Origin of the sequence: Pseudolysinimonas sp. (genome assembly GCF_044239695.1) — a bacterium.
GTDB lineage: Bacteria > Actinomycetota > Actinomycetes > Actinomycetales > Microbacteriaceae > Pseudolysinimonas_A.
In genome coordinates this window covers 1-26,042 of sequence record NZ_JBIIAW010000037.1, presented here as the reverse complement: position 1 = coordinate 26,042, position 26,042 = coordinate 1, and the positions used below count along the sequence as shown (strand labels likewise).

At 70.6% G+C, this 26,042-nt stretch carries 28 protein-coding genes; 12 read left to right on the top strand and 16 right to left on the bottom strand.

All coding sequences use genetic code 11. From position 1 onward, the window contains the following. Positions 1-115: 115 nt before the first annotated feature. Positions 116-757, top strand: coding sequence for an NADPH-dependent F420 reductase (locus ACILQS_RS07705; protein ID WP_395639536.1), 642 nt, complete (start codon positions 116-118; stop codon positions 755-757). Between the two features lie 56 nt (positions 758-813). Here the strand turns inward: ACILQS_RS07705 and ACILQS_RS07700 are convergent, their stop codons facing one another. Beyond that, positions 814-1,071, bottom strand: a complete 258-nt coding sequence (locus ACILQS_RS07700) for a hypothetical protein (protein ID WP_395639535.1) — start codon at positions 1,069-1,071, stop codon at positions 814-816. Next, positions 1,071-1,616, bottom strand: a complete 546-nt coding sequence (locus ACILQS_RS07695) for a UGSC family (seleno)protein (RefSeq protein ID WP_395639534.1) — start codon at positions 1,614-1,616, stop codon at positions 1,071-1,073. The genes ACILQS_RS07700 and ACILQS_RS07695 overlap by 1 nt, the downstream gene beginning before the upstream one ends. Positions 1,617-1,744: 128 nt before the next feature. Between ACILQS_RS07695 and ACILQS_RS07690 the strand changes: the two genes are divergently transcribed. Then, entirely contained in the window at positions 1,745-3,466 is a 1,722-nt protein-coding gene (locus ACILQS_RS07690; protein ID WP_395639533.1) for a dihydroxy-acid dehydratase, read from the top strand. Then, positions 3,463-4,839: an FAD-dependent oxidoreductase gene (locus ACILQS_RS07685; protein WP_395639532.1), complete on the top strand. Its 1,377-nt coding sequence runs from the start codon at positions 3,463-3,465 to the stop codon at positions 4,837-4,839. Before ACILQS_RS07690 ends, ACILQS_RS07685 begins: the two co-directional genes overlap by 4 nt. Before the next feature lie 149 nt (positions 4,840-4,988). On the opposite strand, the gene ACILQS_RS07680 is transcribed toward ACILQS_RS07685, so the two are convergent. The 8 genes from ACILQS_RS07680 to ACILQS_RS07645 form a co-directional block, all read right to left on the bottom strand. Continuing rightward, entirely contained in the window at positions 4,989-5,351 is a 363-nt protein-coding gene (locus ACILQS_RS07680) for a GIY-YIG nuclease family protein (RefSeq protein WP_395639531.1), read from the bottom strand. A 218-nt stretch (positions 5,352-5,569) separates the two neighbouring features. Further along, complete coding sequence (locus ACILQS_RS07675) at positions 5,570-6,349, bottom strand: IclR family transcriptional regulator C-terminal domain-containing protein (protein WP_395639530.1); 780 nt, start codon at positions 6,347-6,349, stop codon at positions 5,570-5,572. A gap of 26 nt (positions 6,350-6,375) precedes the next feature. Then, positions 6,376-7,173, bottom strand: coding sequence for an ABC transporter permease (locus ACILQS_RS07670; protein ID WP_395639529.1), 798 nt, complete (start codon positions 7,171-7,173; stop codon positions 6,376-6,378). Beyond that, positions 7,173-7,997, bottom strand: coding sequence for an ABC transporter ATP-binding protein (locus ACILQS_RS07665; RefSeq protein ID WP_395639528.1), 825 nt, complete (start codon positions 7,995-7,997; stop codon positions 7,173-7,175). The genes ACILQS_RS07670 and ACILQS_RS07665 overlap by 1 nt, the downstream gene beginning before the upstream one ends. A gap of 88 nt (positions 7,998-8,085) precedes the next feature. Next, positions 8,086-9,174 carry an ABC transporter substrate-binding protein gene (locus ACILQS_RS07660; protein ID WP_395639527.1) on the bottom strand — a complete coding sequence of 363 codons (1,089 nt, stop codon included), beginning with the start codon at positions 9,172-9,174 and terminating at the stop codon, positions 8,086-8,088. A gap of 91 nt (positions 9,175-9,265) precedes the next feature. After that, positions 9,266-9,754 (bottom strand): aconitase X swivel domain-containing protein, encoded by a 489-nt coding sequence (locus ACILQS_RS07655; RefSeq protein WP_395639526.1) that lies wholly within the window; start codon positions 9,752-9,754, stop codon positions 9,266-9,268. Next, entirely contained in the window at positions 9,751-11,037 is a 1,287-nt protein-coding gene (locus tag ACILQS_RS07650; RefSeq protein ID WP_395639525.1) for an aconitase X, read from the bottom strand. Before ACILQS_RS07650 ends, ACILQS_RS07655 begins: the two co-directional genes overlap by 4 nt. Before the next feature lie 6 nt (positions 11,038-11,043). Next, positions 11,044-12,159 (bottom strand): hypothetical protein, encoded by a 1,116-nt coding sequence (locus tag ACILQS_RS07645; protein WP_395639524.1) that lies wholly within the window; start codon positions 12,157-12,159, stop codon positions 11,044-11,046. Positions 12,160-12,326: 167 nt separating this feature from the next. Here ACILQS_RS07645 and ACILQS_RS07640 point away from each other — a divergent pair, with 167 nt between their 5' ends. The 6 genes from ACILQS_RS07640 (at position 12,327) to ACILQS_RS07615 (ending at position 18,437) form a co-directional block, all read left to right on the top strand. Then, positions 12,327-12,794 carry a MaoC family dehydratase gene (locus ACILQS_RS07640; RefSeq protein ID WP_395639523.1) on the top strand — a complete coding sequence of 156 codons (468 nt, stop codon included), beginning with the start codon at positions 12,327-12,329 and terminating at the stop codon, positions 12,792-12,794. Positions 12,795-12,826: 32 nt separating this feature from the next. After that, the gene (locus tag ACILQS_RS07635) at positions 12,827-13,744 is read left to right on the top strand and encodes an SDR family NAD(P)-dependent oxidoreductase (protein ID WP_395639537.1); all 918 of its coding nucleotides are present in this window, start codon (positions 12,827-12,829) and stop codon (positions 13,742-13,744) included. After that, positions 13,744-15,345 carry an AMP-binding protein gene (locus ACILQS_RS07630; RefSeq protein WP_395639522.1) on the top strand — a complete coding sequence of 534 codons (1,602 nt, stop codon included), beginning with the start codon at positions 13,744-13,746 and terminating at the stop codon, positions 15,343-15,345. The genes ACILQS_RS07635 and ACILQS_RS07630 overlap by 1 nt, the downstream gene beginning before the upstream one ends. After that, positions 15,342-16,220 carry an amidohydrolase family protein gene (locus ACILQS_RS07625; RefSeq protein ID WP_395639521.1) on the top strand — a complete coding sequence of 293 codons (879 nt, stop codon included), beginning with the start codon at positions 15,342-15,344 and terminating at the stop codon, positions 16,218-16,220. The genes ACILQS_RS07630 and ACILQS_RS07625 overlap by 4 nt, the downstream gene beginning before the upstream one ends. A gap of 1 nt (position 16,221) precedes the next feature. Then, a complete protein-coding gene (locus ACILQS_RS07620; protein WP_395639520.1) occupies positions 16,222-17,376 on the top strand; it encodes an acyl-CoA dehydrogenase family protein in 1,155 nt (384 codons plus the stop codon). Positions 17,377-17,456: 80 nt separating this feature from the next. Continuing rightward, positions 17,457-18,437 (top strand): aldo/keto reductase, encoded by a 981-nt coding sequence (locus ACILQS_RS07615; RefSeq protein WP_395639519.1) that lies wholly within the window; start codon positions 17,457-17,459, stop codon positions 18,435-18,437. Here the strand turns inward: ACILQS_RS07615 and ACILQS_RS07610 are convergent. Both ACILQS_RS07610 and ACILQS_RS07605 read right to left on the bottom strand, forming a co-directional pair. Next, positions 18,434-19,231, bottom strand: coding sequence for an IclR family transcriptional regulator (locus ACILQS_RS07610; RefSeq protein WP_395639518.1), 798 nt, complete (start codon positions 19,229-19,231; stop codon positions 18,434-18,436). The genes ACILQS_RS07615 and ACILQS_RS07610 overlap by 4 nt on opposite strands. 68 nt (positions 19,232-19,299) lie before the next feature. Further along, positions 19,300-19,677: a DoxX family protein gene (locus tag ACILQS_RS07605; protein WP_395639517.1), complete on the bottom strand. Its 378-nt coding sequence runs from the start codon at positions 19,675-19,677 to the stop codon at positions 19,300-19,302. 270 nt (positions 19,678-19,947) lie between these two features. Here ACILQS_RS07605 and ACILQS_RS07600 point away from each other — a divergent pair, with 270 nt between their 5' ends. The 3 genes from ACILQS_RS07600 (at position 19,948) to ACILQS_RS07590 (ending at position 21,259) form a co-directional block, all read left to right on the top strand. Then, the gene (locus ACILQS_RS07600) at positions 19,948-20,265 is read left to right on the top strand and encodes a DUF6596 domain-containing protein (protein ID WP_395639516.1); all 318 of its coding nucleotides are present in this window, start codon (positions 19,948-19,950) and stop codon (positions 20,263-20,265) included. Positions 20,266-20,459: 194 nt separating this feature from the next. Continuing rightward, a complete protein-coding gene (locus tag ACILQS_RS07595; protein ID WP_395639515.1) occupies positions 20,460-20,807 on the top strand; it encodes an ArsR/SmtB family transcription factor in 348 nt (115 codons plus the stop codon). Beyond that, positions 20,804-21,259 (top strand): SRPBCC domain-containing protein, encoded by a 456-nt coding sequence (locus ACILQS_RS07590; RefSeq protein WP_395639514.1) that lies wholly within the window; start codon positions 20,804-20,806, stop codon positions 21,257-21,259. The genes ACILQS_RS07595 and ACILQS_RS07590 overlap by 4 nt, the downstream gene beginning before the upstream one ends. Positions 21,260-21,323: 64 nt before the next feature. Here the strand turns inward: ACILQS_RS07590 and ACILQS_RS07585 are convergent, their stop codons facing one another. From ACILQS_RS07585 to ACILQS_RS07570, 4 genes are all read right to left on the bottom strand, one after another. After that, entirely contained in the window at positions 21,324-23,432 is a 2,109-nt protein-coding gene (locus ACILQS_RS07585; RefSeq protein ID WP_395639513.1) for an MMPL family transporter, read from the bottom strand. Further along, entirely contained in the window at positions 23,429-24,028 is a 600-nt protein-coding gene (locus ACILQS_RS07580) for a hypothetical protein (protein WP_395639512.1), read from the bottom strand. The genes ACILQS_RS07585 and ACILQS_RS07580 overlap by 4 nt, the downstream gene beginning before the upstream one ends. A gap of 89 nt (positions 24,029-24,117) precedes the next feature. Next, complete coding sequence (locus ACILQS_RS07575) at positions 24,118-25,494, bottom strand: sensor histidine kinase (RefSeq protein ID WP_395639511.1); 1,377 nt, start codon at positions 25,492-25,494, stop codon at positions 24,118-24,120. Next, positions 25,491-26,042 (bottom strand): response regulator transcription factor (locus ACILQS_RS07570; RefSeq protein ID WP_395639510.1); only part of this gene is annotated, 552 nt, incomplete at its 5' end. The genes ACILQS_RS07575 and ACILQS_RS07570, both read right to left, overlap by 4 nt.

Below are 26,042 nucleotides of genomic sequence, written 5' to 3'. Positions count from 1 at the left end.
CGCACTCGCGACCAGCAGCAGAGCTGCGTGGGCGCGGACTGACAGCGCGGCGGAGGTGGACATCGAGATCAGGCTATCCAGGAATGGATGCCGGGGCTGGACGTTGCATGGGAGCATGACCACTTTCGGAATCATCGGCGCGGGACACATCGGCAGCAACGTCGCGAGGGCGGTCATCGCGCACGGCCACGACGTCGTGATCGCGAATTCCCGCGGGCCCGAGACGCTCGCCGCCCTGGTCGCCGAACGCGGCCCGGCGGCGCGGGCCGCGACGCCGGAGGAGGCCGCGGATGCCGGGGAGGTCGTGCTCGTCGCCGTGCCGCTGCGCGCCTACCGGGAGGTGCCGGTCGCGCCCCTCGCGGGGAAGATCGTGCTCGACGCCGACAACTACTACTTCGAACGCGACGGGCGCATCCCGGAGCTGGATCGCGGCGAGGCGACGACCTCGGGGCTGCTGCAGGCCCACCTGCCCGGCTCGAAGGTCGCGAAGGCGTTCAACCACATCCTCGCCGCCGACATCCCGACGGCCGGAACTCCCGCCGGCACGCCGGGCCGCCGGGCGCTGGCGACCGCGAGCGACTTCCCCGACGCCGCCGCGTTCGTGACCGCCCTGTACGACGAGCTCGGCTTCGACACCGTGAACATCGGACCCCTGGCCGAGTCGTGGCGCGTCGAGCGCGACCGGCCCGCCTACGGCATCCGGCAGACCCGCGACGAACTCGCCGCGAACCTCGCGGCGGCGCCCCGTACGATCTAGGCGGGCACGCCCGCACACCCGGCCGGTCACCACCACGCGTCCGGCCGGGCGGGGAGTCAGTGGGTCGCGCCGGGCGGCAGCTCGACGTGGTCGAGCTCGTACTCGGTCGGGCCGAGCGCCTTCGCCATGATGTTGGTCATGATCGGCAGCGGCACGAGGCAGTCCTCGCAGGCGCCCTCGGTCGCGGCGATCTTCACGACGACCTTGTCACCTGCGTCGACCGGGGCCCAGGTGAGCAGGTAGCCGTCGGTCGCCATCATCTCGCGGAACGAGGCGAGGGCGTCGTCGACGCTCGTCGTCGCGTCGCCGCTCATTACGCGACCTCGGTGACGCCGAGGATGCGCAGCGCCTCGGGCACCGCCTGGTCGGCGCGCCCGCGGATGTGCTCGACGTCGAGACTCGCGACCGGATGCTCGACCATCACGAACTGGAAGCCGGGGAACCCCTGCACGTCGGCCATCGCCTGACCGGACATCGCGAACGAGTCCGAGGTGATGCTGACGGCGGGGATGCCGGCGCGTTCGAAGAGGATGCCGTCGGCCACGGTCGCGGCGCTGCACGACCCGCAGTCGCCGACCGCGGTGATGACGATGTCGACCTCGGAGACGATCTGCTGGAACAGCTCGTCCTTGATCGGGGTGCCGAAGTAGTCCTTGACGTAGTGCTTGACCTCGCCGATCCCGTAGTCGCGACGCAGGTCGGCGGCGATCTCGTCGAGCAGCAGGGTCGAGTTGGGCTTGGTGTTGTCGAGCAGGCCGACGGTGAGGCCCTTGAGCGTCACCGGGCGCGGCGACAAGGTGCCGTCGTTCTCGCCCGCGGTGACCCCGGTGGGATCGAGCAGCGCTTCGAGGTTGGTCATGGCCCCACGATGCCCCGCCGCGAGACCCCGCCGCACCGGGGTTTTCGGTAGGCGAAAAGCTGCCTGCTCCGCGTCGCGCGCGACCTCCACACTGAGGGACGGACCCGCTCGACGAGGAGAGACCCCGCATGCCCGATCTGCGCAGCAACCTGCCGCCGACCTCGGCCCTCTCGATCGCGCGACGGGCCCACTACACGGCCCTCGGCATCCCGAAGGAGCAGTGGACCTGGCCCAAGGTCGCGATCGTGAACACCTCCTCGGAGCTGGCGGCCTGCTACTCGCACCTCGACGAGATCGCGGCGGTGCTGAAGGACGAGCTGCGCGCCGTCGGGCTGCTGCCGTTCGAGATCCGCACGACGGCCCCGTCGGACTTCGTCACGAGCGCCGGGCGGGCCGGCCGCTACATCCTGCCCAGCCGCGACCTCATCGTCGACGACATCGAGGCGGCGGTGGAGGGCGCGAAACTCGACGCGATGATCTGCCTGTCGTCGTGCGACAAGACGACGCCGGCGCACCTCATGGCCGCAGGCCGGCTGAACATCCCGACGATCGTCATCCCGTGCGGGTACCAGCACTCGGGGCTCGCCGAGGGCCGTGAGGCCGACATCGAGGAGATCTTCCTGCGCGCCTCGAAGGCCGCGGTGACGGGCGAGTCGACGACCGAGCTCGAGCTGCTCGCCGAGGATGCGATCCTCGGCCCCGGCGTCTGCGCGGGACTCGCGACTGCCAACTCGATGCACATCCTCGCCGAAGCCGTCGGCCTCGCGATGCCCGGGTCGGCCCCGGTGCGGGCCCTGAGCGACAAGATGTGGGCGGATGTCCACGCCGCCGCAGTGGCCCTCGCCGACCTGATCGAGCGCGACATCCGGCCGCGGCAGATCCTCACCGAGGGTGCCGTGCGCAACGGCGTGCGCGCGATGCTCGCGATCGGCGGCTCGATGAACACCATCAAGCACCTCCAGGCGATCGCGATCGAAGCCGGGCTCGACATCGACGTCTGGGAGCTGTTCCGCACGCTCGGTCGCGAGACCCCCCTGCTCTGCTCGGTGCGGCCGAACGGCCCCCGCATCACCGAGGAGTTCGAGGATGCCGGCGGCGGCGCGACGATCCTCCGCGAACTGCTCCCCCTCCTCGACGGCGACGAGCTGACCGTCGCCGGCACCGCGGTCGCCGAGAACGCGGACGCCGCGAAGCCCGGCGACGGCGACATCATCCGCGGCATCGCCGACCCGTTCGGCACCGACCCGGCGATCAGCGTGCTCAAGGGCACGCTCGCCCCGGGTGGCGCCGTCGCGAAGCGGCCGGTGCCCGACCCCGGCCCGTACACGTTCACCGGCCCCGCCCGCATCTTCGGCACCCGCGAGGAGGCGATCGCCGGCATCTCGAGCGGACGCCTGCGCGAGGGCGACGTCGCCATCATCCGCGGCATCGGCGTCACCGGCGCCCCGGGCCTCGGGCTCACCTCGGCGTTCGTGTTCGCGCTGCACGCCCGCGGGCTCGCCGACAAGGTCGCCCTCGTCACCGACGGGCAGTTCAGCGGGCTCGTCAACCAGGGCTTCACCGTCGGCGAGGTCTCGCCCGAAGCCGCGGCCCCCGGAGCCCCGCTCGGCCGCGTGCGCGACGACGACGTGATCGAGATCGACATCGCGAGAGGCACCGTCGACCTCCACGTCGACCCCGCGGAGCTCGCCGCGCGCCCCGACTACGAACCACCGGCCGACCGCGACACCGGCGGCGGCTACCTCGACCAGTACGAAGCCCTCGTGCAGCCGCTGTCCTGCGGCGCCGTCCTCTGCGCGCGACCGTGCGCGCCCGCCTCTGCGTCCGACACCCTGAAGGAATCCGCATGACCACCGCGACCACCATCCACGAGCCCGCCCGCGACATCCCGGTGATCGGCGAGTACGAGGTCGTCATCGTCGGCGGTGGACCGGCGGGACTCATGGCGGCGACCGCAGCCTCGCGCGCCGGACGCTCGACGCTGCTCATCGAGAAGTACGGATTCCTCGGCGGCGCCGGCACGATGGGAGGACTCGCCACCTTCTGCGGCATGCACGCCCGCGCCTACGGCACCGACTTCCAGTCCGTGCACGGCTACGCCGACGAGCTGCTCGACCGGATGCGGGTCATGGACGGCCTCAACGACGTGCACCTCTCGGTCGACGACCGCATCCAGGCCCTCTCCTACGACATCTCGGCGCTGAAGATCGCCGCCGACGAACTCGTCGTCGCGGGCGGTGCCGAACTGCTGTTCCACGCCTCCGTCGTCGCGGTGTCGATGGCGTCGGAGTCGACGATCCACGCGGTCGTCGTCGAGTCCAAGTCGGGGCGCGGGGCGATCCGCGGACGGTTCTTCATCGACGGCTCGGGCGATGGCGACGTCGCCGCCTGGTCGGGCGCGCCGTTCGAGCGCAGCGAGCACCTCATGTACCCGTCGCTGATGTTCCGCATCAACGGGGTGCACCCGGAGGAAGCCGGCGCCGCGTGGAAGACCGTACGCCGTCTGATGGAGGAGGCCGAAGCGGCCGGCACCCACCACTTCCCGCGCAAGAAGCCGATCGTGCGCCCGCAGCGCAACCCGCTGGAGTGGCGCAGCAACCTCACCCAGCTCTCCAACGAGGACGGCTCGGCCGTCGACGGCACCGACGTGCGGCAGCTCACCCGCGGCGAACTGCAGGGCCGGCAGCAGGTGAAGGACACCTTCGCGTTCATCAAGCAGGTCACCCCCGGCTTCCAGGACTCCTACGTCGTCGACATCGCCCCCTCGATCGGCATCCGCGAGACCCGCCGCATCGTCGGCGCCTACCAGCTCACCGAGGACGACGTGCTCGAGTGCCGCGACTTCGACGACACGATCGGCGTCAACGGCTGGCCGGTCGAGGCGCATGTCGTCGGCGACGTCGAGTTCCGCTTCGCGCCGGTCGACTCGCGCGGCTACAACCAGCTGCCCTACCGGATGCTGGTGCCCGGCGTCGTCGAGAACCTCCTCGTCGCCGGGCGGTGCGCCTCGATGACGCAGGGCGGGCAGTCCTCGGGTCGCGTCACCGGTCCGTGCTTCGTGATGGGTCAGGCGGCCGGCACGGCGGCGGACCTCGCGCTCTCGGCGTCGGTGAAAGCCGCGGATGTCGACATCCCGGAGCTGCAGCGGCGCCTCGAGTCCGCCGGCGCCTATCTCGGCACCCGCCTCCCCGAGGGCATCCTGGCACCCGCCCCCGCGGGTTGAGTGCCGGGCGCAGCCCGGTGTATCGAAACCGCACCAGCGTGAGCCGCGGGTTGAGTAGCGCCCGGCGCAGCCCGGTGTATCGAAACCGCACCAGCGTGAGCCGCGGGTTGAGTAGCGCCCGGCGCAGCCGGACGCGTATCGAAACCGCATCAGCGTGAGCCGCGGGTTGAGTAGCGCCCGGCGCAGCCGGACGCGTATCGAAACCCCCGTCGATCAGAGAGACAGCCGACCGCGCGGCCGACGTTTGCGACTGAGATCCGGCAGCGCGTCGAAATCTCCGCGGATGAGGGCTCCCTCTTCCGCCGTGACCACCCTTGGATGCGCTTCTCCATGAAGTAGGCGTCGTCGATCCGATCGAACTCAGCGGACCAGACGAGCTCCACCGGCAGTCGTTTCGCGGTGTACGCCGACCCCATGCCGGACACGTGCTGTTCCAGCCGTGTGACCAGATCGCGCGTACTCCCGACGTAGAACGACTCATCGGCACAACGGAGGATGTCGCACGCGGGCATGCGTCGAGTGTGGCGACTGATCCGTACGCGGCCCCGCGATCATCCACAGTGGGTTTCGATACGCGTCCGGCTGCGCCGGGCGCTACTCAACCCGCGGCTCATGCTGATGCGGTTTCGATACGCGTCCGGCTGCGCCGGGCGCTCCTCAACCCGCGGCTCACGCTGATGCGGTTTCGATACACCCGCGCGGAGCGCGGGCACTCAACCCGCGAGGGTCCCTAGGTCCTGAACAATTGGGGGTTGGCGTTGCGGTAGGCGCTGCCGATCTTGGCGGCGGCGGCCCGCAACAGGGGCACGACGAGGTCGGTCAGCGACGCCTCGTTCTCGCGCACCGTCGACGACGAGCCCGCGAGACCGCCGACGACGCGCCCGTCGGCGAAGATCGGCACCGCGGCGGCGACCTGACCGGGGTGCAGCTCCTCGATCGAGACGTCCCAGTGGCGGGCACGCACGACGGCGATCCGCTCGAGCAGAGGCGCGACCGCGGTGAGCGTCTGCGGCGTCTGGGCGTCGAGCGGACCGGCCGTCAGCCGCGCGGTCAGCTCGTCGACCGGCAGGGCCGACAGCAGCACCTTGCCGACGGCGGTCGCGTGCGCCGGCAGGCGGTTGCCGATGCGCACCGAGTCGGGCAGCGGCCGGTGGTCTTCGACCCGGGCGACGTGGATGACGTCGAGCCCGTCGAGCACGCCGACACTGCAGGTCACCCCGGTGCGTTCGACGACCTCCGACATGTAGGCGTAGGAGATCTCCGGCAGCGACGAGCGCGCGAAGTACCCGGCCCCGATCTCGAGCACGCGCGGGGTGAGGTTCCACAGCCCGTTGGTGGCTTCGGCGTAGCCGAGGTGCTCGTAGGTGAGCAGGATCCGGCGCACCACCGGCCGCGCGAGGTCGACCCGGCCGGCGATCTCGGCGACGCTGAGCGAGGTGTCGCGGCCGGTGAACGCGCGCAGCACCTCGACCCCGCGTTCGAGGCTCTGGATGCGATCCCGCGCGTTCACGCGATCATCCTAGGGATCGACTCGGATCAGGCCGTCGTGTTCCGCAGCCCGTAGACCGACTCGTGCCACGGGATGAAGAACCGCTTCAACTCGTTCACGATCAGGTAGAGCACGAGCCCCATGAGCGAGAGCCAGAGGATGAGCGCGAAGGTGAGCGCCGCATCCAATTGGTTCATCGAGGAGACGACGAGGAAGCCGAGGCCCTGGCTGCCGGAGATGTACTCGCCGACGATCGCGCCGGTGGTGGCCAGCACGATGCCGACCTCCATGCCGGCGAACAGGTACGGCTGCACGCTGCGCATCTCGAGCTGGAGCAGGGTCTGCCCGCGCGACGCGTTCAGGCTCGACATGACCTCGCGATGCCCCTGCTCGACCGAGCGCACGCCGAGCAGCATGTTGAGCATGATCGGGAAGAACGCGAGCAGCGCCGAGAGCCAGATCTTCGACGTGATGCCGAAGCCGAACCAGATGACGAAGAGCGGGATGAAGGCGACCTTCGGCGCGACCTGGGTGATGACGATGAGCGGTCGCACGCTCGCCTCGAGCCACGGCAGCTTGCCGAGCAGCACCCCGACGAAGACGCCGGTGACGACGGCGATCGCGAAGCCGATGAGGATCTCCGACAGCGTCGTCGCCGTGTGGCCCCAGATCGAGTCGCTCGAGAACAGGCCGAGGAACTTCGAGCCGACCTCGCCCGGCGGCGGGAACAGGAACGGGTTCACCTTCCCGATCGTGACGACGAGGTGCCACACCACGACGATCGCGACGACGAGCGCCGGCGTCACGACCCAGGGCAGGATGCGCATGACCTTCTGGCGGTTCATCAGTTCTCCTCGTCGATGTCGTGGCGGAGCTTCCGCACGATCTCGTTGAACTCGGGGGTGGTGGTGATGTCGACCTCACGCGGCTTCGGCGAGGTGACGGGCAGGATCTGGCGTACGCGCCCGGGGCGGGGGGTCATGTGCACGACCCGGTCGGCGAGGAACACCGCCTCGGGGATGTCGTGGGTGACGAAGACGACCGTCGACTTCGTCTCGAGCACGATGCGCTGCAGTTCGAGGTTCATCCGCTCGCGGGTGAGGGCGTCGAGCGCGCCGAACGGCTCGTCCATGAGCAGCAGCTCGGGTTCGGTCGAGAGCGCCCGGGCGATCGCGGCGCGCTGGCGCATCCCTCCGGAGAGTTCGCGCGGGTAGGACTTCTCGAAACCGGTCAGACCGACGAGCGCCGCGAGCTCGGAGGCCCGGGCGCGACGGTCGGCCTTGGAGGCCCCCCGCAGCTTCAGCGGCAGGGCGATGTTGTCGAGCACGGAGAGCCAGGGGAACAGGTTGCTCTCCTGGAAGACGAAGCCGAGCTTGGTGATCGCCGACTCGTCGACGTGGGTGCCGCGCCAGAGGTTGTTGCCATCGACCTCGATCGTGCCGGCGGTCGGCGACAGCAGGCCGCCGATCATCCGCAGGAGGGTCGTCTTGCCGCAGCCGGAGCGGCCGATCAGAGCGATGAACTCACCGCGCTCGATGCTGAGGTCGACCCCGGACACCGCGTGGGTCACGCCGGAGCGGGTGACGAAGTCACGTCCCACGCCCTGGATCTTCAGCCGCGGAATGGCCGTGGGGGCTTCGGGGGTCGCGGTGCTCGTGGTGGGGGGCATCGTCGCCTCTCTCGTTGCGATCTGTCGTTTCAAGGGGATGGTGGTGGCCCCGCGGGTCGCGCGGAGCCACCACCTGAAGGGAACCGACTCAGTCGGCGGGAAGCAGGTCGCTCGTGATCCAGGCCGACGGGTCGCCGCCGCCCTTGAGCAGACCGCCGTCGACGTAGGAGTCGTAGATGGTCGTCCAGTACTCGTCGTCGTTCTCGAGCAGGCCGACGGCACCGGTCGAGTCGATCCACGTCTCGGTCGTGTACGTCGTCAGGGCTTCGATGGCGATCGCGTCATCTTCGAGCGCCGCGAACTCCCAGTCGCCGCTGTCGCGGAGCGTGGCGAGCACGTTCGCGAAGTCGTTCGCGGAGTCGTCGATGATCTCCTGCGTGGCCTCCTTGATGGCGGCGAGGAAGCGCTCGATCTGGTCGACCCGCTCCTCGTTCTCGAGGTTCGACTGCGTCGTGATCCAGACCTGACGCTCGGGGGCGTCGACGAGACCGGCGGGACTCGAGACGGCGTCGTCGTTCTGATTGACGATGCCGATCGAGGTGTCGAGGCTCACGATGTAGCCGTCGAGCTGACCCTGCTTCACCAGTTCGTAGGTGGCCGCCGTCACCGGCACCGCCTGACGGGTCACCGAGTCGCGCGGCACGCCGGCGGCGTCGAGGGCGAAGTTGAGCATCTTCTCGCTCGTTCCGCCGACCGAGCCCATGCCGATCGTCTTGCCTTCCATGTCCTCGGCGCTCTCGATGGCGTTGCCTTCGGTCGAGATGATCCGGAGGTTCGAGCGGTAGGCCTGCGTGCCGATCGCGACGATCGGCTGGCCCGACTCCATGCCGGGCATGACGTCGACGGTGCTGACGCGGGTGATCGGGGTCGCGCCGCCGAGGAGGGTCTGGATGGCGGCGGCGGTGCCCTGCACCGGCTGCAGCTGCACGTCGAGACCGTGCTCCTCGAAGATGCCCGACGAGTACGCGTACATCTCGGGGGTGAAGGTGAAGGACTGCAGCGGGAGGAACGAGACGACCACGATGTCGGTCAGCTCGGCCGGGGCCTCGCCTTCCGGATCGGTGGTCGGGGTGCCGGAGCAGCCGGCGATCGCGAGCGCGACTGCGCCGACGAGAGCGGTGGCCGCGATCCGGAATCGCCGCGCGGGAGACCTGGTGCCATGCACTGCTGTGATCATTTCGACTCCTGTGTCGGATTGGCCCGCCCGCGACTTTGCGAACGGCTCCGCTGAGTCTGTCGAGACTATCCCGAGAGGTATACGAAGCTTTTTACTGGATGAAAGCACCGGGGCCGTGACGTCCCGCGGAGGCCCGTTCGAGCACCGTGATCACCCCGCTGTCGCCGTCGACGCGCACCCGATCGCCCGTGCGGATGGCCCCGAGCGGCGGCGGGGACGCCTCGACGACCGTCGGCACGCGCGTCACGATCGCGCCGAGCACCGCCTTCGTCGTGACGACGTCGAACACCATCGCGGCGGGGGCCGTGCCCATCAGCCGCGTGCTCTGGAAGAACCCCGACCACCCCGACGACCCCTTCGCCCCCGGGAAGACTAGCACTTTGCCGGTGAAGCACACGCCGAAGAGTTCGTGGCGCGGCTCGATGATCGTGCCGGTCGCGACGTCGATCCCGCCGAAGCCGGAGATCGGGTCACGGGTGACGAGCGCCTCGGCCTCGACGATGCCGGGTACGATCCCCCGGCCCTGCATCACGACGGGCTTGCTCACCAGCCCCTCGGTCATCACGATCGGGTCGCTCATGCGAGGCCGCCGGTCCAGCGTCCGGTGACCGCGGCATCCAGGCATTCGTCGAGGGTGCCGAACCAGGCTTCGATGCCGAGGATCGCCGGGAGGTAGTGCGCCTGCTTCGCGGAGTCGGTCGCGAACACCTTCGTGTCGGGCGGCGCGGCGCGCGACATGGCCGGACACGAGTCGGTGAGCACGTGGCCGCCGGCCCGCATGATCGTGCGGGTGTAGCCGTTGCGCGCGGCCATCGTCGCGAGTGCGCGCGGCGTCATCACCCAGAGCTGCACGCTGTCGTGCAGGCGCCGGCCTTCGAGCCGGTAGGCGATCTGCGCGAGCTGGTCGAGCGAGGCGTGCGGGCAGCCGAGCAGGATGAAGTCGACATCGGTGCTCTCGCCCTGCGCGTTGAGCGTCTCGTACACCCAGCGCCGCTCGGCCTCGCCGTAGACGATCGCCTCGGGGATCGGCCCCCCATCGAACGCGGCCTCGAGTGTCGGCGCCTCGGGGGTGAGACCGGGCACGTGGTAGAGCTCGACGCCGCCGGAGGTCGCCGTGGCCGCGCCGAAGTGCTTGAGGTCGGTGAGATCGGGCAGCCCGAGGTCGCCGATCACCGCGGGCCGTGCCTCCAGCACCTGCTCGCCGACGAAGTAGCCGAACATCCCCCAGTCCTGGAAGGAGTCGACCCGCACGTCGGCGCGCACGACGTGCGTCGCGAACCGGTTGGCCGGGTCGTGGAGGCCCCAGTAGGGGATCTTGCCGGTGAGCCCCGCCGCCCCGGTAGACGCTCCGCCCTCGCAGTTGGTGCGGGCGCCGAGCACGGAGTTGGCGTAGACGACGGCCGAGGACTCCATCCAGGCGACGTGCTCGCCGCGCACCGGGAGGTTGCCGACCTGGTACGGGGTGCAGGTCGCCAGGATGTTGACGCCGCGGTCGGAGAAGTACGACTCCGCGTCGCCCTGCAATTCGATCGACTGCGTCGAGTAGCCCGTCAGCCCGTCGGCGTCGTCGCTGAAGCCGTGCTGCAACTGGCAGGTCGGTACCTTCATCCGCGGGATGTCGAGGTCTTCGTCGGAGTCGAGGTTGATGACGGCGTAGGCCTTCGCCCAGCCGCCCTCGCGCACGAGTTGCGCCTTCGCCGGCGACGGCTGCGTCATCGTGCCGGCGACGTTGCGCGTGTCGACGAGCCGCTCGGCGCCGAGCGCGTCGCCGTAGCGGATCAGCAGATCCATCGCGGCGGCGACGGCAGCGCCCTCCTCACCGTCGCGCATGCGGCGCTCGTCGTCGGTGAGGAGCATGGTCATCGCGCGCTACCCGATGCGACTCGACGAGAACGGGATCTCGCGCGGCGGGTTGAGCGTGAAGATCTCGACGACCGCGGAGACGCCCGCGTTGTCGGCGCCGGCGACGACGATCTGCACCGACGACGGGTGGCTGAGCAGCCGCACCGTGTCGGGCTCGTCGGTCGTGCTCGCCGTGTCGGGCGTCGAGTCGGGGTGGTCCGACGGGAGGCGCCAGCGCGTACGGTTCGACAGCGCGTCCTTGCCGACGGCGGCGAGCTCGGCGCGGGGCCGGGTCGCGTTGTCGAAGATGAAGGTGCGCAGGTCGTCCTTGCTCCAGCCGGCGTTCGCGAACAACTCGGCGTGCTCCGGCACGAGCACGAGCAGGGTGGAGGTGTACTCGTGGATGAGGGCGCCGCTGCGGGTGATCGTGTTCACGAAGTCGAGGGCGAGCTGCTCGGGCACCATCGTGTGCCGGGCCTCGATGTGCACGACCGAGCGGATGACGAACATCGTCGCGACGCTGTCGCCTTCGGCGTAGCCGTGCTCGACCGCGAACGACGGCCACGGGCTCTGCTCCTCGTTCTCGCCGATGACCGCGGTGTACTTCGACGGGTTGCCCTGCGTGGCCTGGTCGAGCTTGTGCGGGTGCAGGCCGAAGACGTTGATGCAGCCGAGGCGGATCGCACGGCCGATCGTGGCGTTCGCGCGGAACCCGGAGCCGAAGATGTTGCCGGCGCTGTTGATCTCGAGCTCGGTGCGGACGGGCCCGTTGACGAGGAGGAACGGCGCGGTGCCGGTGGTCGACTGCCAGATGCCGCGCGCCGGGTGCGGCTCCTTCGCGATCGCCTCCCAGGCGGCGAGCACGACGGGGAAGTACTCCGGCTTGCACCCGGCGAGCGCCGCGTTGATCGCCGCGCTGCGCACCGAGAGCGAGCGGTTGAGGTGCCCGATCGTGAAGAGGATCTCCTCCGGGTCGCGGTCGGTGCTCGCGAGGAACGCGGCGAGCGACGACTCGGTGACCGGCATGACGGGAAGGCCGTCGGTCCAGTCCTGGTCGAAGTAGTACTCGAGCACCGCGCGCAGCTGCTCCGAGTCGATCTCGGGCGCCGTGGTCACGGCCGCGGTCTGGTCGGTCACCGTCATGTTCTGAACTCCTCGTCGATTGCTCGAGAATGACGATCACACGCGGTCGCGGAGCGCTCCGGGCCCGGTTTCACTCTCCGAAAAGCTTCCGTCGCAGGGGGCCTGAGACCCGGCAGGATGCACAGGGCACGCCGGAGAGGCACCGTCGCCCGATAGAGGAAGCACACATGACTGAGACAGCACCCACGGCCCACGTCACGATCGACGAGGTCGGCGGGCTCACCGGCACCGAGTTCGGGCCCTCGACCTGGCGGGCGATCCCGCAGGACGACATCGACCTGTACGCCCGGCTCTCCGGTGACGACAACCCGATCCACGTCGACGCGGAGGCCGCGGCCCGGTCGCCGTTCGGCGGACGCATCGCCCACGGGATGCTCACCCTCAGCATGGTCGTGCCGCACCTGCGCGAGATCTACCGGGTGTCGGGAACCTCGACGGGGATCGTCTACGGCTTCAACAAGATCCGCTTCCCGAGCCCGGTGCCGTCGGGGGCGCAGATCCGCGTGCGCGGCACGGTCGCGCAGGTCGAGGAGATCGCCGGCGGCTGGCAGGTGACCCTCGCCCTCGTCTTCGAGGTGGAGGGCTCCGCGAAGCCCGCGGTCGTCGCCGAGCTCGTCCTGAGGCACTACAAGTGAGCGCCGATCTGAACGCCGTCGATCTGACCGCCGTGGATCTGGCGGGACGCGTCGCGATCGTCACCGGCGCCGGGCGCAGCCTCGGCCGCGCCTACGCGATCGCCCTCGCCGCCGCGGGGGCCTCGGTCGTCGTCAACGACGTGGATGCCGACGCGGCCGCCGAGGTCGTCACCGAGATCACCGGTGCGGGCGGGCAGGCGATCGCCTCGGTCGGCGCGGTCGGTCCGGCCGACACCGCCGAGAAGCTCGTCGCCGACGCCGTCGCGGCGTTCGGGCGGCTCGACGTCCTCGTCGCGAACGCCGGGGTGCTGCGCGACCGGGTGCTCTGGAAGATGTCCGACGACGACTTCGACCTGGTCGTCTCGACCCACCTGCGCGGCACGTTCACGACCGGCCGCGCGGCCGCGATCCAGATGAAGGAGCAGGCCTCTGCCGGAGACACCCGAGGCGGGCGCATCATCGTCATCGGCTCCCCCGCCGGCCAGTTCGGCAACTTCGGCCAGACCAACTACGCCGCCGTGAAGGCCGGTCTCGTCGCCATGGCCCGCACCTGGTCGCTCGAACTCGCCCGCGACGGCATCACCGCGAACGCCGTCATCCCGATCGCCCTGTCGCCGATGACCGCGACGATCCCCGCCTATGCGGAGGCGTACGAGCGCTTCCTCGCCGGGGAGCCGATCCCGACCGAGCTGCGGCACGACAAGGGGCTCGGCAGTCCCGAAGACGTCGCCCCGCTCGTCGTCTGGCTCGCCTCGCCCGCCTCGCAGGAGGTCACCGGCCAGGCGATCGGCATCGGCGGCGACCGGCTGACCCTCTACTCGCACCCCGCGGTCATCGAGACCGCCTACGCCGACGGCGGGTGGGATGCCGCGGGCATCGACGCCGCCTGGCGGGCGACGTTCGCGGCGCAGGCGCAGCCCTCGGGTCCGCCGAGCCGGCGGGAGGGGTGATGGACCGCGTTCATTACTCCGACCTCTGGCAAGGCATCGCGCACGCCGTGCCCGACCGCCCGGCCGTCGTGTCGGGCGGCGCGACGATCAGCTGGGGGCAGCTGGCCGCCGAAGCCGGGGCGCTCGCCCGTCACCTCACCGAGGAGCGCGGGCTGAAGCCCGGGGATGCCGCCGCCACCGTGCTCTACAACCGGCCCGAGTTCCTCGCCTTCTTCTGGGCGTGCCTCTCGGTCGGCGTCGCGCCCGTCGCGATCAACTACCGCTACAAGGCGGCGGAGATCCGCGCGCTGCTGCTCGACTCCGACTCCCGCGTGTTCGTGGCCCCGACCACGTTCGGCACCGCTGCGGCCGAGGCCGCGGACGGACTCGACCTCGAACTCGTCACCGTGGATGACGGTGGCCCGGCGGTTGCGGGGGCGACCCGGTACGCCGACATCCTCACCGCGGGCGGCACGATGCCGCCGTCCGCGCCCGCCGGAGCCGACCTGCGGCTCTACACCGGCGGCACGACCGGGGCCCCGAAGGCCGTCGTCTGGGACATGGACTCGCTGCTCGTCGCGCGCCGAGCGTCCACCTGGGGCCTGCTCGGCATCGACCCGCCCGAGACCCTCGAAGCGGCCGTCGCGATCGCGATCGATCCGGCGAGCCCGACCGTCGTCACGCTGCCGATGAGTCCGCTGCTGCACGGCACCGCGCAGTCGATGACGATGGGCACGCTCGCCGTCGGCGGCACCGTCGTGCTGCAGCCGAGCCCGAGCGTCGACGTCGAGGACGCCTACCGGCTGATCGTCGAGAACGGCGCGACGCGCATCATCGTCGCCGGCGACGCACTCGCCCTCCCCCTCGCCGACGTCGCGGAACGCCACGGCGGCCTGCCGAGCGTGCGCTGGATCTACAGCTCCGGGATGCGCTTCACCGACGGGGTGAAGAAGCGCCTGCACGACCTGGGCGACCTCACCATCATCGACATGCTCGCCGCGAGCGAGGGCGGCCCGTTCGCGTTCGGCATCACGCGCTCCGCGGCCGATCTGCCCGCGCGACTCGTGATGACGCCGGGCGCCGTGCTGCTCGACGAGGAGCACCGCGAGCTCGAGCCGACCGCCGGCACCCTCGGCATCCTCGGGTTCCGCGGCATCCTCCCCCGCGGCTATTACGGCGACCCGAAGAAGACCGCCGAGACGTTCCTCGAGATCGGCGAGCACCGCTACATCGTGCCCGGTGACTGGGCGCGGGCGAACGGTGACGGCACGATCGAATTGCTCGGCCGGCTCTCGGCCGTCGTCAACACCGGCGGCGAGAAGGTGTTCCCCGCCGAGGTCGAGGAGGTGCTGCTCGCGCACCCCGCCGTGGCCGACGCCGTCGTCTTCGGCCTGCCCGATCCGCGCTTCGGCGAGGTGGTCAGCGCGATGATCGCCCCGGCCGACGGCGCGAACATCGACGTGCCCGAGCTGCTGGCGTTCGTCGCCGAACGGCTCGCCGGGTTCAAGAAGCCCCGGCACGTGATCGTGCGACCGACCCTCGAGCGCACCCCGACCGGCAAGGTCGAGCTCGCGCGGGTCAAACAGGAGGCCCTCGCGGAGCTCGGAGTCGCGACGTCATGACGCTCGACCCGTCCTCGCTCACCGCGATCGACGTGCACGTGCACGTGTCGATCGACTCGACCGGCCGCACCGCCTCTCCCCCCGCGCTCACCGAAGCGCTCGCGACGTACTTCACGAGCACCGAGAAGCCGCGGGATGTCGACGCCACCGCTGCCTACTACCGCGAGCGGCAGATGGGCGCCGTGGTGTTCACCGTCGACGCGACCACCAACCTCGGCCACGCGCCGAACAGCGTCGACGAGATCGTCGAGGGCGCGGCCCGCAACGCCGACGTGCTGATCGCGTTCGGCAGCGTCGACCCCCTCCAGGGCGAGCGAGCGGTCGACGAGGCGAAGCGGCAGATCGCCCTCGGGGTGCGCGGCTTCAAGTTCCACCCCTCGGTGCAGGCGTTCGACCCCTCCGACCCCGCGTACACGCCGCTGTTCACGGCGATCGAGGAGGCGGGGCTGCCGATCCTCGTGCACACCGGGCAGACCGGGGCCGGGGCGTCGCTGCCCGGCGGGTGGGGATTCCGGCTCTCGCTGTCGAACCCGATGCTGCTCGACGACGTCGCGGCGCGACATCCCGATCTGCCGGTGATCCTCGCCCACCCGAGCGTGCCGTGGCAGGAGGAGGCGCTGTCGATCGCGACGCACAAGGGCAACGTCTGGATCGACCTCTCGGGCTGGAGCGCCAAGTACTTCTCCGACTCGCTCGTGCGCGCCGCCCGGTCGTACCTCAACCACAAGATGCTGTTCGGGTCCGACCTGCCGGCGCTCACCCCCGACCGCTGGCTCGCCGATTTCGCCGGACTCGGATTCGCGGACGACAAGGTGCAGGCGATCGTGAAGGACAACGCCGTGCGGTTGCTCGGGCTCTCGCGAGCGAACGCCTGACATGACCGCCGCCCCGCCGACCGACCTGCTCGGCTACTACGACGAGCTGCTGAGCGACGGCGCCCGCGCGAAGCTGCAGTCGCTGCGCGATCTGCTCGAGCAGCACGCCAGGCCGCACCTCGCCGACTGGTGGGAGGCGGGCGAGAGCCCCGAGCACCTGCGCGGGATGCTGGCCGCCTTGAGTCTGGAAGACGACGCCGACCCGTTCTACGTCGGGTTCAAGCACTTCGAGTTCCAGCGCGTCGACGCGTCGCTCGCGACGCTGTACCACGGGCAGGTCGGCATGTTCCGCACCGTCGTGCGCGAGGGCGGGTCACCCGAACAGGTGGATCGGCTGGATGCCCGCATCCGCGCGTTCGACCTCACCGGCTGCTTCGCGCTCACCGAGCCGGGCCACGGGTCCGATGTCGCGAGCGGCATGGAGACCGTGGCGACCCGCGACGGCGACACCTGGACGATCACCGGGCACAAGCGCTGGATCGGCAACGCCGCGATCTCCGACGTGCTCGCGGTCGTCGCGAAGGACGCCGCCGACGGGGCCGCGAAGGTGTTCCTCGTACCGCGCACCGCGGAGGGCGTCACCGTCACCGACATCCGCGGCAAGATCGCGCTGCGGATGGTGCGCAACGGTGACATCGTGCTCGACGGGGTGCGGGTGGCCGAGAGCGATCGCCTGCAGCGCATCGACTCGTTCCGCGACGTCTCGGCGATCCTCGCCCAGTTGCGGTACGTCATCGGCTGGAACGCCGCCGGCCTGCAGACCGGCGCCTACGAGGCGGCGCTGCGCTACGCCCTCGCCCGCGAGCAGTTCGGGCGACCGATCGCCGGGTTCCAGCTCATCCAGGAGAAGCTCACGCGGATGCTCGGCAACGCCGCCTCGACGCTCGCGTTCGCCGTGCGGCTGACCGAGCTGAAACGCCGGGGCGAGCTCACCGAGACCGTCGCCGCGCTCGCCAAGACCTGGGCCGCCGACCGGGTGCGCGAGACCGTCGCCCTCGGCCGGGAGATCGCCGGGGCGGAGGGCATCCGCGTGCAGCACGACGTCGCCCGGTTCTTCGTCGACGCCGAAGCGGTGTACACCTATGAGGGCACGCACGAGATGAACTCCCTCATCGTCGGGCGCGCGATCACCGGCCTCTCCGCCTTCACCCGTTAGCCCGCGCCACCACCCCACCGCGGGTTGAGTAGCGCCCGGCGCAGCCGGACGCGTATCGAAACCCACACCCTGGAGAACACATGAAGCACGTCAATCTCGGATCCAGCGGCCTCCGCGTCTCGCGCCTCGTGCTCGGCTGCATGAGCTACGGCGAACCCGGCCTCGGCGGCCACGGCTGGTCGCTGAACGAGGAGGCGTCGCGGCCGTTCTTCCGCGAAGCGGTCGAGGCGGGCATCACCACCTTCGACACGGCCAACGTCTACTCCCTCGGCTCGAGCGAGGAGATCACCGGCAGGCTGCTGCGCGAGTTCACGACCCGCGACCAGGTGATCATCGCGACGAAGCTGGCGATGCCGATGGGGCCTGGGCCGAACGACCGCGGGCTCTCGCGGGGCGCGATCCTCACCCAGATCGACGCGTCGCTGAAGCGCCTCGGCACCGACTACGTCGACCTCTACCAGATCCACCGGTTCGATCAGAAGACGCCGATCGAGGAGACGATGGAGGCTCTGCACGACGTCGTGCGCGCCGGCAAGGTGCGCTACCTCGGCGCCTCGTCGATGTGGGCCTGGCAGTTCGCGGCGATGCAGCACGCGGCCGAGCTCAACGGCTGGACGCCGTTCGTGTCGATGCAGGACCAGTACAGCCTGATCATGCGCGAGGAGGAGCGGGAGATGCATCCGTTCTGCCTCGACTCCGGCGTCGGCGTGCTCACCTGGAGCCCGCTCGCCCGCGGCCGCCTCGCCCGGGAGTACGGGGTGCAGACCGAACGCTACGAGCTGGATGCCGTCGGCCAGAAGCTCTACCAGCAGGCCGAGGATGCCGACCGCCGGATCTTCGACGCCGTCGGCGCGATCGCGGCGGAGCGCGGCGCCACGCGGTCGCAGGTGGCGCTCGCCTGGCAGTTCGCCAAGCCCGCGGTGTCTGCCCCGATCATCGGAGCGACGAAGCCCGGCCACCTCGCCGACGCACTGGCGGCGCTGGACCTGCAGCTGACATCCGATGAGGTCGCCCGACTCGAGGCGCCCTACACGCCCCGCCTGCCCGAAGCCTTCGCTTAGGAGATCGAGTCGCCGTAGCCGGCGGCGGTGAGGGCGCGCGACACCGAGGTCGCGGTGAGCCGCACGAGGTGCGTCATGCCCTGGATGTCGGCCTCCCCGTGCGGGAAGGCGATCGACAGCGACGCGATCACCGAGCCGTCGGCGGCTTTCACCGGCGCGGCGACCGATGTGTTGATGAGGTCGACCTGGCGGTCGCTCACCGCGTAGCCGGTGCGGCGCACGTCGGCGAGGACCCGCTCGAGCACCGAGCGGTCGGTGTAGGTGTTCGGGGTGAACGCGGTGAGTTCGCCGTCGAACACCTCCTCCTGGATGTGCCGCGGCGCGTGCGCGAGCAGCACCTGCCCGATCGCGGTGATGTGCATCTGGTAGCGCCCGCCGACGACGGGGCGGCGCATCACCCGGCGGGGGTTCTGGAAGCGCTCGATCGACACCAGCTCGATGCCCTCCCGGATGGCGAGGTGGATCGCGTACCCGGTGGTCTCGTAGAGGTCGAGCAGGTAGGGCCGTGCGAGCCGCTGGAGTCCGACGGAGCGCGGGGCGCGCGAGGCGATCTCCCAGAGCCGCAGGCCGACGCGGTAGCGATTCTCGCTGTCGCGCTCGAGGGCTCCCCACTCGACGAGCCGCTGCACGATGCGGTAGCAGGTGGCGATCGGCAGGCCGGAGTTGCGACTGATGTCGGAGAGGGCCTGGCGGGAGCGGTTGCCCTGGAAGGTGCCGAGGATGGTCAGTGCGCGGTCCACAACCGATCGGGAACCGGCTTCGGGGTCGAGCACTTTCACGGACGCCATCGTCATGACCTCACGCTACGCGGCGCTGTACGCTTTCGCGCTGCGTTGAACGCAGAGCGTCCAGATTCGGTCGACTATCCCCCGGCGAGAACGAAGAAGCCGAGCACCGCCGTCGCGCCGGCGAGCGCGAAGATCACCAGGTTGAGGTACGGCTTCTCGCCGCGCCGCGCGTGCACGACGAACGCGCCGGCCTGCACGACCGCGAGCCCGAGGGCGGCGATCGGACCGAGCACCGGCACGACGCCGATCGCCATCGGCAGGATGACGCCGATCCCACCGAGCACCTCCAGCGCCCCGATGCCGCGGATCTGGTTCTGGGTGAAATCGTTCGCCCAGGCGAACGGCGCCCCCATGGCGAGCAGCTTCTCTTTCGGTCGCACGATCTTCATGAGGCCGGTGGCGAGCGACAGGAACGCGAGGATGCCCGCGACGACGAAGTAGGCGACGATCATGCCGTCACGCTACCGCCGAGCCGCTGATTCCGGCGGAGCCGACGCCTTCGAGCGCGCGCTCGTCACCTGGCCGGAGTCCGGCATCCCCGACAACCCCGAAGGGTGGCTGCTGACCGTAGCCCGCAATCGCCTGCGCGACGTGTTCGATTCCGCCGCGCACCGCACCGCCGCTCCCCTCGCCGACGGGCGCGACATCGCCGACGACCTCGACGTGGGCGCCCTCGTGGCCGACGCCGACGCGATCCCGCGTTCGACGTGGAATCCGCGGCGATGGCGCAGCGGCTGGTGCGGGCGAAGCGCCGCATCCGGGATGCCGGCATCCCATTCGTCGTTCCGACGCGGGACGACCTGCCCGGGCGACTGCCGTCGGTGCTCGAGGCGATCTACGGCGCCTACGCGATCGACTGGCTGAGCCAGGGCGACGAGGTGCGGCTCTCGATCGCCGACGAGGCGCGCTGGCTGGCGGTGCTGACGGCGTCGCTGCTGGAGTCCGAGCCGGAGGCCTGGGGACTCGCGGCGCTGCTGACCCTCGCGCAGTCGCGCGCGCCCGCCCGCGTCGGCGACCCGTGGCCCGCGCTCGACGACTAGGATCCGACCCTGTGGTCGCGCGACCTGATCCGCGAGGGGGAAGCGCTGCTGAAGCGTGCCGCGTCGTTCGGGATGCCGCCGGCCGCTTCCAGCTCGAGGCCGCGATCCAGTCGGTGCACGGCGATCACGCCCGTTGACATCTCGGCCCCACCCACCTAGCGTGTAAGAACTTCCTTACGTAAGCAGGTGATGACATGCCCGCGACCGACGACCTCAGCCGCGTCTTCGCCGCCCTCGCCGACCCGACGCGACGCGACATCCTCTCCCGCCTCGGCGACGAACCGATCACGGTCGGCGCCCTCGCCGCGCACTACCCCGTGAGCCGTCCGGCGATCTCGCAGCACCTCTCCGTGCTCGAGAAGGCCGGCCTCGTCTCGCGCACCGTGAACGCTCAGTGGCGCGAGGTGCGTGTCAGCGAGACGGGTCTCGACGAAGTCGGGCAGTGGATCGCGACGCAGCGCGCCGAGTGGAGCGAGCGTTTCGGATTCCTCGACCAGCACCTGCGCGCGAAACGTGCCGCCCGAAATGGAGAACAGCAGTGACCGCGACCCCCGGATTCACCCTCGTGCGCGACTTCGACGCCACCCCCGAAGAGATCTGGTCGGCGTGGACCGATCCCGACGAGGCCGCGCAGTGGTGGCATCCGCGTGGGGTCTCCACCCCGCGCGAGTCGGTGACGATCGACGCCCGCGTCGGCGGCCGCTACGCCTACACGATGGTCGACGACGCGAGCGGCCAGAGCTACCCCACCGGCGGCGTCTACCTCGAGGTGCAGCCCTTCGAGCGGCTCTCCTTCACCTGGGGCGAACCGGATGCCGACCCCGCCGAGGCCCCCGTCGTCACCATCGCCCTGGCGCCGAACGGCGACCGCACGCGCATGACGTTCCGCCTCGACGGGGTCGACGGTCGCCCGGGCGACGGCTTCTTCTACGACGGCTGGGACAGTGCGCTCGATGTGCTGGTCGAGCACGTGCCAGGGCGTTCGTCGCGATAGGAGCCTCGCGCTGACGCAGCCGCCGCCCTTGTGCTGCGGCTGCTCGACCCTCTCGGGCGGCCCCTCACACGGGACGCGTCCTCGACCCGCGTGCTCTCCCCGACCCGCTCGGCCACCACCACGACCAACGTCCGAGCAGCTGCATGATCGCGGGCACGAGCAGGCACCGGATGACGGTTGCATCGACCAAGATCGCGAACGCCAGACCGAAACCGAAGAGCTTCACCGTCGGGTTCGGGGTCACCACGAAGCTCAGGAACACGACGACCATGATGATCGCGGCCGAGGTGATGATGCGCCCGGTCTCGGCGAGTCCGCGTCGCGTCGCGACTCCGGCATCGCCCGTCGCGAGCCAGTGGTCGCGTACCGCCGTGAGAAGGAACACCTCGTAGTCCATCGACAACCCGAAGAGGATGGCGAAGAGCATCATCGGCACGTAGCTGTCGATCGGCACGGGTCCGTCGAGCCCGAAGAGTTCGATCCCGTTGCCTTCCTGGAAGACGAAGACGACGGCTCCGAGCGCCGCGGCGATCGACAGCAGATTCGCGATCGCGGTCTTGAGCGGCAGCACAAGCGACCGGAAGGCGAACCCGATGACGATCGCGGCGGCAAGGGTGACGAGCCCGACGAGCCAGGGCAGGCGTTCCTCGATCCGTTCGGAGAGGTCGACCCGGGTCGCGACAGCTCCGCCGACGTGCGCTTCGACGTCGCCATCGGAGAGTTCCTCGCGCACCATGTGCACGAGGTCCGCCGTTTCGGGGTCACTCGGTCCGGTCGCGGGCTCGACCGAGAAGCGCACCGTCGCCCCGTCATCGAGCAGTGCGGGGGCGCTCACTTCGGCGACGCCGTCGACGTCGCCGAGCATGGCGGCGAGGTCGGTCACCCGCGGATCGGCCGGGCTCTCGGCCGCCGGGTCGAGCGCGCCGACGACGAGGAGCGTCCCGTTGGCTCCCGGCCCGAACGCGTCCGCGGTGAGATCGAAGTAGTCGCGCTGCTCGGTGCCGAGCGGCCGATCCCCCGAGGTGCTCTGCCCGAGCTGAAGGGCGAGCGCCGGAGCGGAGACGGCACCGAGCAGCGTGAGCGATGCGACGAGCACGACGATCGGTCGACGCGTGACGCCGGCGGCGATGCGTGCCCAGAAGCCTCGGTCGAGATCGGGCTCCGCTCCGGCCTTGTGGGCGAGCCGGCGCGCGAAGAGCGCGAGAAGGGCGGGCGTGAGCGTCAGCGACATCAGCACCACGAGCCCGACGATGATCGAGGTCGCATAGCCGATCCACGACACGAAGTCCACGCCGGTGAGAGCGAGCGCGAGCACCGTCAGGGCCACGGTACCGCCGGCGTAGAGCACGGCGGTACCGGAGGTCGCGGCGGTCTCGGCGACCGCGTCGACCGTGCCCGGAACGTGCACCCGCACGCTTCGGAACCGGCTCACCAGGAAGAGCGCATAGTCGATGCCGACCCCGAGCCCGATCATCGTCGCGACCGTGAGCGCGATCTCGGGCACCGAGGTCTCGGCCGCGAGGAGGTGCAGGATCATGAGTCCGCTGCCGACCGCGAGCAGACCCGTCGCAATGGGGATGCTCATCGCGATGATCGACCCGAGGGCGAGCAGAAGCACGATCATCGCCGCGACGATGCCGATGATCTCCGACGTGCGAGAGCCACCGCCGTCGAGTTCGCGACCGAGCTGCCCCCCGGCCGCGGCGTCCCAGCCCGCGTCGATCGCGAGGTCGAGCGCCGCGCGCACGTCGTCCTTCTCCGCCGCGTCGAGGTCACCGAGATCACCCGGCACACGCAGCACGAGGGCCGTGCCGTCCGCCGAGAGCGCTCCCGTCGCGATCGCGCGCGCAGGCTCGGCGAGCGGGTCGTCGATCGTCGCGCCGGTGGCGTCTTCGAGCGCGGTGACGACGGCGGCGACCGTCGCGTCCTCGGCCGGGATCTTCTCGGGCGCGACCAGCAGCACGGGACTCGAGGATTCCCCCTCCTCCCCCGTGTCGAGCATCTCGGCCGCGAGGAGGCTGTCGCTCCCGGGCAACGTCAAGTCCTCCTCGGTCTCCCCACCGAACGCGAGCCCGCATCCGATGAGAATCCCGGCGATGATCGCCCACGTCGCCACCACCCACGGAGCGCGGCGCGCCGAGAGACGCGCAAGGGCACGGACGATTCGGGTCATGGGGTGAGTCCTTTCGTGAGCAGAAGTTCGACGACCAACGCGTCGTCGGTGGCGGTCGCCGAGACGATCTCGAGCCCGTCGGGGAGGTTCGCGCCGAGCGGGATGCCCTCGTCGGCGGAGATCCCCGTCAGACGAGTGAGTGCCGGACCGGGTAGCTGGAGACCACCCACGCGCACGAGCGCCGGGCTGACGACGAGCTCGCCGTCGAGCGCGCGGACCTCGAATCCCACCTCGACCCTCGTGGGAGCACCGCCGAGCGGTACGTCGAGGAGGGCGAGCACGAGGCCGGACTCGAACCACACGTCCTCGACGGCGTCGCCGAGGCGGTGATCGAGCAGGCCGGCGATCACGCTGTCGGGAATCGTCACCTCGGCGCGCGGTCCGCCGGTCACGAGCTGCCACAGGACCGGGGTCCCAGAGAGTCGGATGCTCACCCCGCTCAGCACGCCGCCGGGATCCTGCGTCGCGGTCACCGCGTCGAGCCGTTCCTGCGCGCCGGCGCGCAGGGCGAACTCGGCGACGACGATCCCCCCGGTCAGGAGGGCGAGCGCGCCCGCGGTGACCAGCAGACCGAGACGGCGACGGGTGAGGGGCACGAGTCCGAGCCAACCCGACGGCGGTTCCGGCGTGCTTCCGGCGACCTGACGATTCGCTTCCGGTAGCTCCCGGTCGATGGCCGTCCCGCTCAGGCCAGCGGCAACTCGACCCGCACGGCCGTGCCCTGCCCGACGCGGGAGTGGACGGTGACCGTTCCGCCGTGGTTGGCGACGATCGAGAGGGCGATCGGCAGCCCGAGGCCGCTGCCGACCCGGCGGTCGGCGACGTAGAACCGTTCGAAGACGTGCGGCAGGTCGTCGGCGGCGATCCCGCGCCCATCGTCACGCACCGTCAGCACGACCCGTCCCTCCGACTCGGCGACGGTCACCACGATCTCGGCGTCGGACCCGGCGTGCTGATCGGCGTTGCCGACGAGGTTGCGCAGCACGCGCACCAGCTGGCTCTCGTCGCCGCGCACGACGGGATCGCCGACGACGTCGAGGGTGATGTCGCGGTCGGGGTTGACGACCCGGGCGTCTTCGACGACAGCGGTCGCGAGCGCCCCCATCTGCACGGGCTCGCGCGCCCCGGAGACGCGGGCGTCGAGCCGCGCCAGCAGGGCGAGCTCGTCGACGAGGGCGCGCATCCGGGCCGCTTCGGCCTCGACGCGCTCCATCGTCGCGACCGCCGCGGCGTCGGCGTGTTCCCCCTGCAGATAGATCTCCGACCAGCCCTGGATGGTGGTGATCGGTGCGCGCAGTTCGTGCGACGCATCGGCGACGAACTGTCGCAATCGCGCCTCGAGGCGTGCCCGGGCGTCGAGCGCATCGTTCACGGCGACCGCGAGATCACGCGTCTCGATCGATCCTTCGATGTCGAGCCGGGCGTCACTTCCCCCGCTCGACGCGCGCCGGGCCGCGCCCGCCATCCGGCTGAGCGGACGGGTTGCGCGGCGCACGGCGAGGAGCACAGCGACGGCGAGCGCGGCGAGCGCGACCACGAGGATGCCGACGGCGACACCCAGCATGACGCCAACCGTCTCGCCTTCGTCGGAGACGTCCATCCCGAGCACGATGCGGTCGGCGGGAACGCGACGCTCCCCCGTCTCGGTGACGACGTCGAGGGGGCGGATGTCGACGGCTGTGACCTTGTAGACGGTGCCGCCGGCCTCGACTCGGGTCACGGTTCCCGGTTGGCCGACGTGCGCGACACGGTCGAGGTCGCGATCGGACATCGCGATGGCGCTCAGTCCGACCGCGACGTCGTCGCCGCCGAGGGCGACGACCACGCTCCCCGCGGGCGCGAGAGCGCGCAGCCGCGCGACGCGGATCGCCTCCACGCGCGAGTCGTCGGTGAGTTCGCCGACCGCCGCGGCGCTCGTTCGTAGTTGGGCGTCGCTGCGGCTGTCGAGCACGAGCGCGAGCAGGAGCACGTTCGCCGCGGAGGTGAGCACCAGCACAGCACCGGCGATCGCGACGACGCGCACCGCGAGCGAGCGAGCGAGCGTCGATGGGCGCCGTGTCATTCGCGCGAGCTCGCGCTCAGGAGGTATCCGAACCCGCGCACCGTGCGGATGAGGGGCGCCCGCCCGTCATCGAGCTTGCGGCGCAGATTCCACACGAAGCGTTCGACGACGCCGGTGTCGCCGCCGAAGTCGTACTGCCAGATGCGATCAAGGATCTGACTCTTGGAGAGCACGCGTTCGGCGTTCTCTGCGAGGTAGACGAGGAGGCGATACTCCGTGGGCGAGAGCGCGATGAGCTCGTCGCCGCGCCGTACCGTGACATTCTCGGTGTCGATGGAGAGATCGGCGCACCGCAGCGTCGCCCGGTCTGCGGCGCCCGCGGGGGCGGCGGCTCGGCGCAGCACCGCCGCGACGCGGGCGTTGACCTCGCTGATGTGGAACGGCTTGGTGATGTAGTCGTCGGCTCCCGCGCGCAGCGCCCGCACCTTCTCATCGATGTCGTCGCGCGCCGTGAGCACGATGACCGGGATCGGCGCGGTGCGCCGACTCAGCAACCGCACGAGTTCCAGCCCCTCCGCGTCGGGCAGCCCGAGGTCGACGAGGGCGAG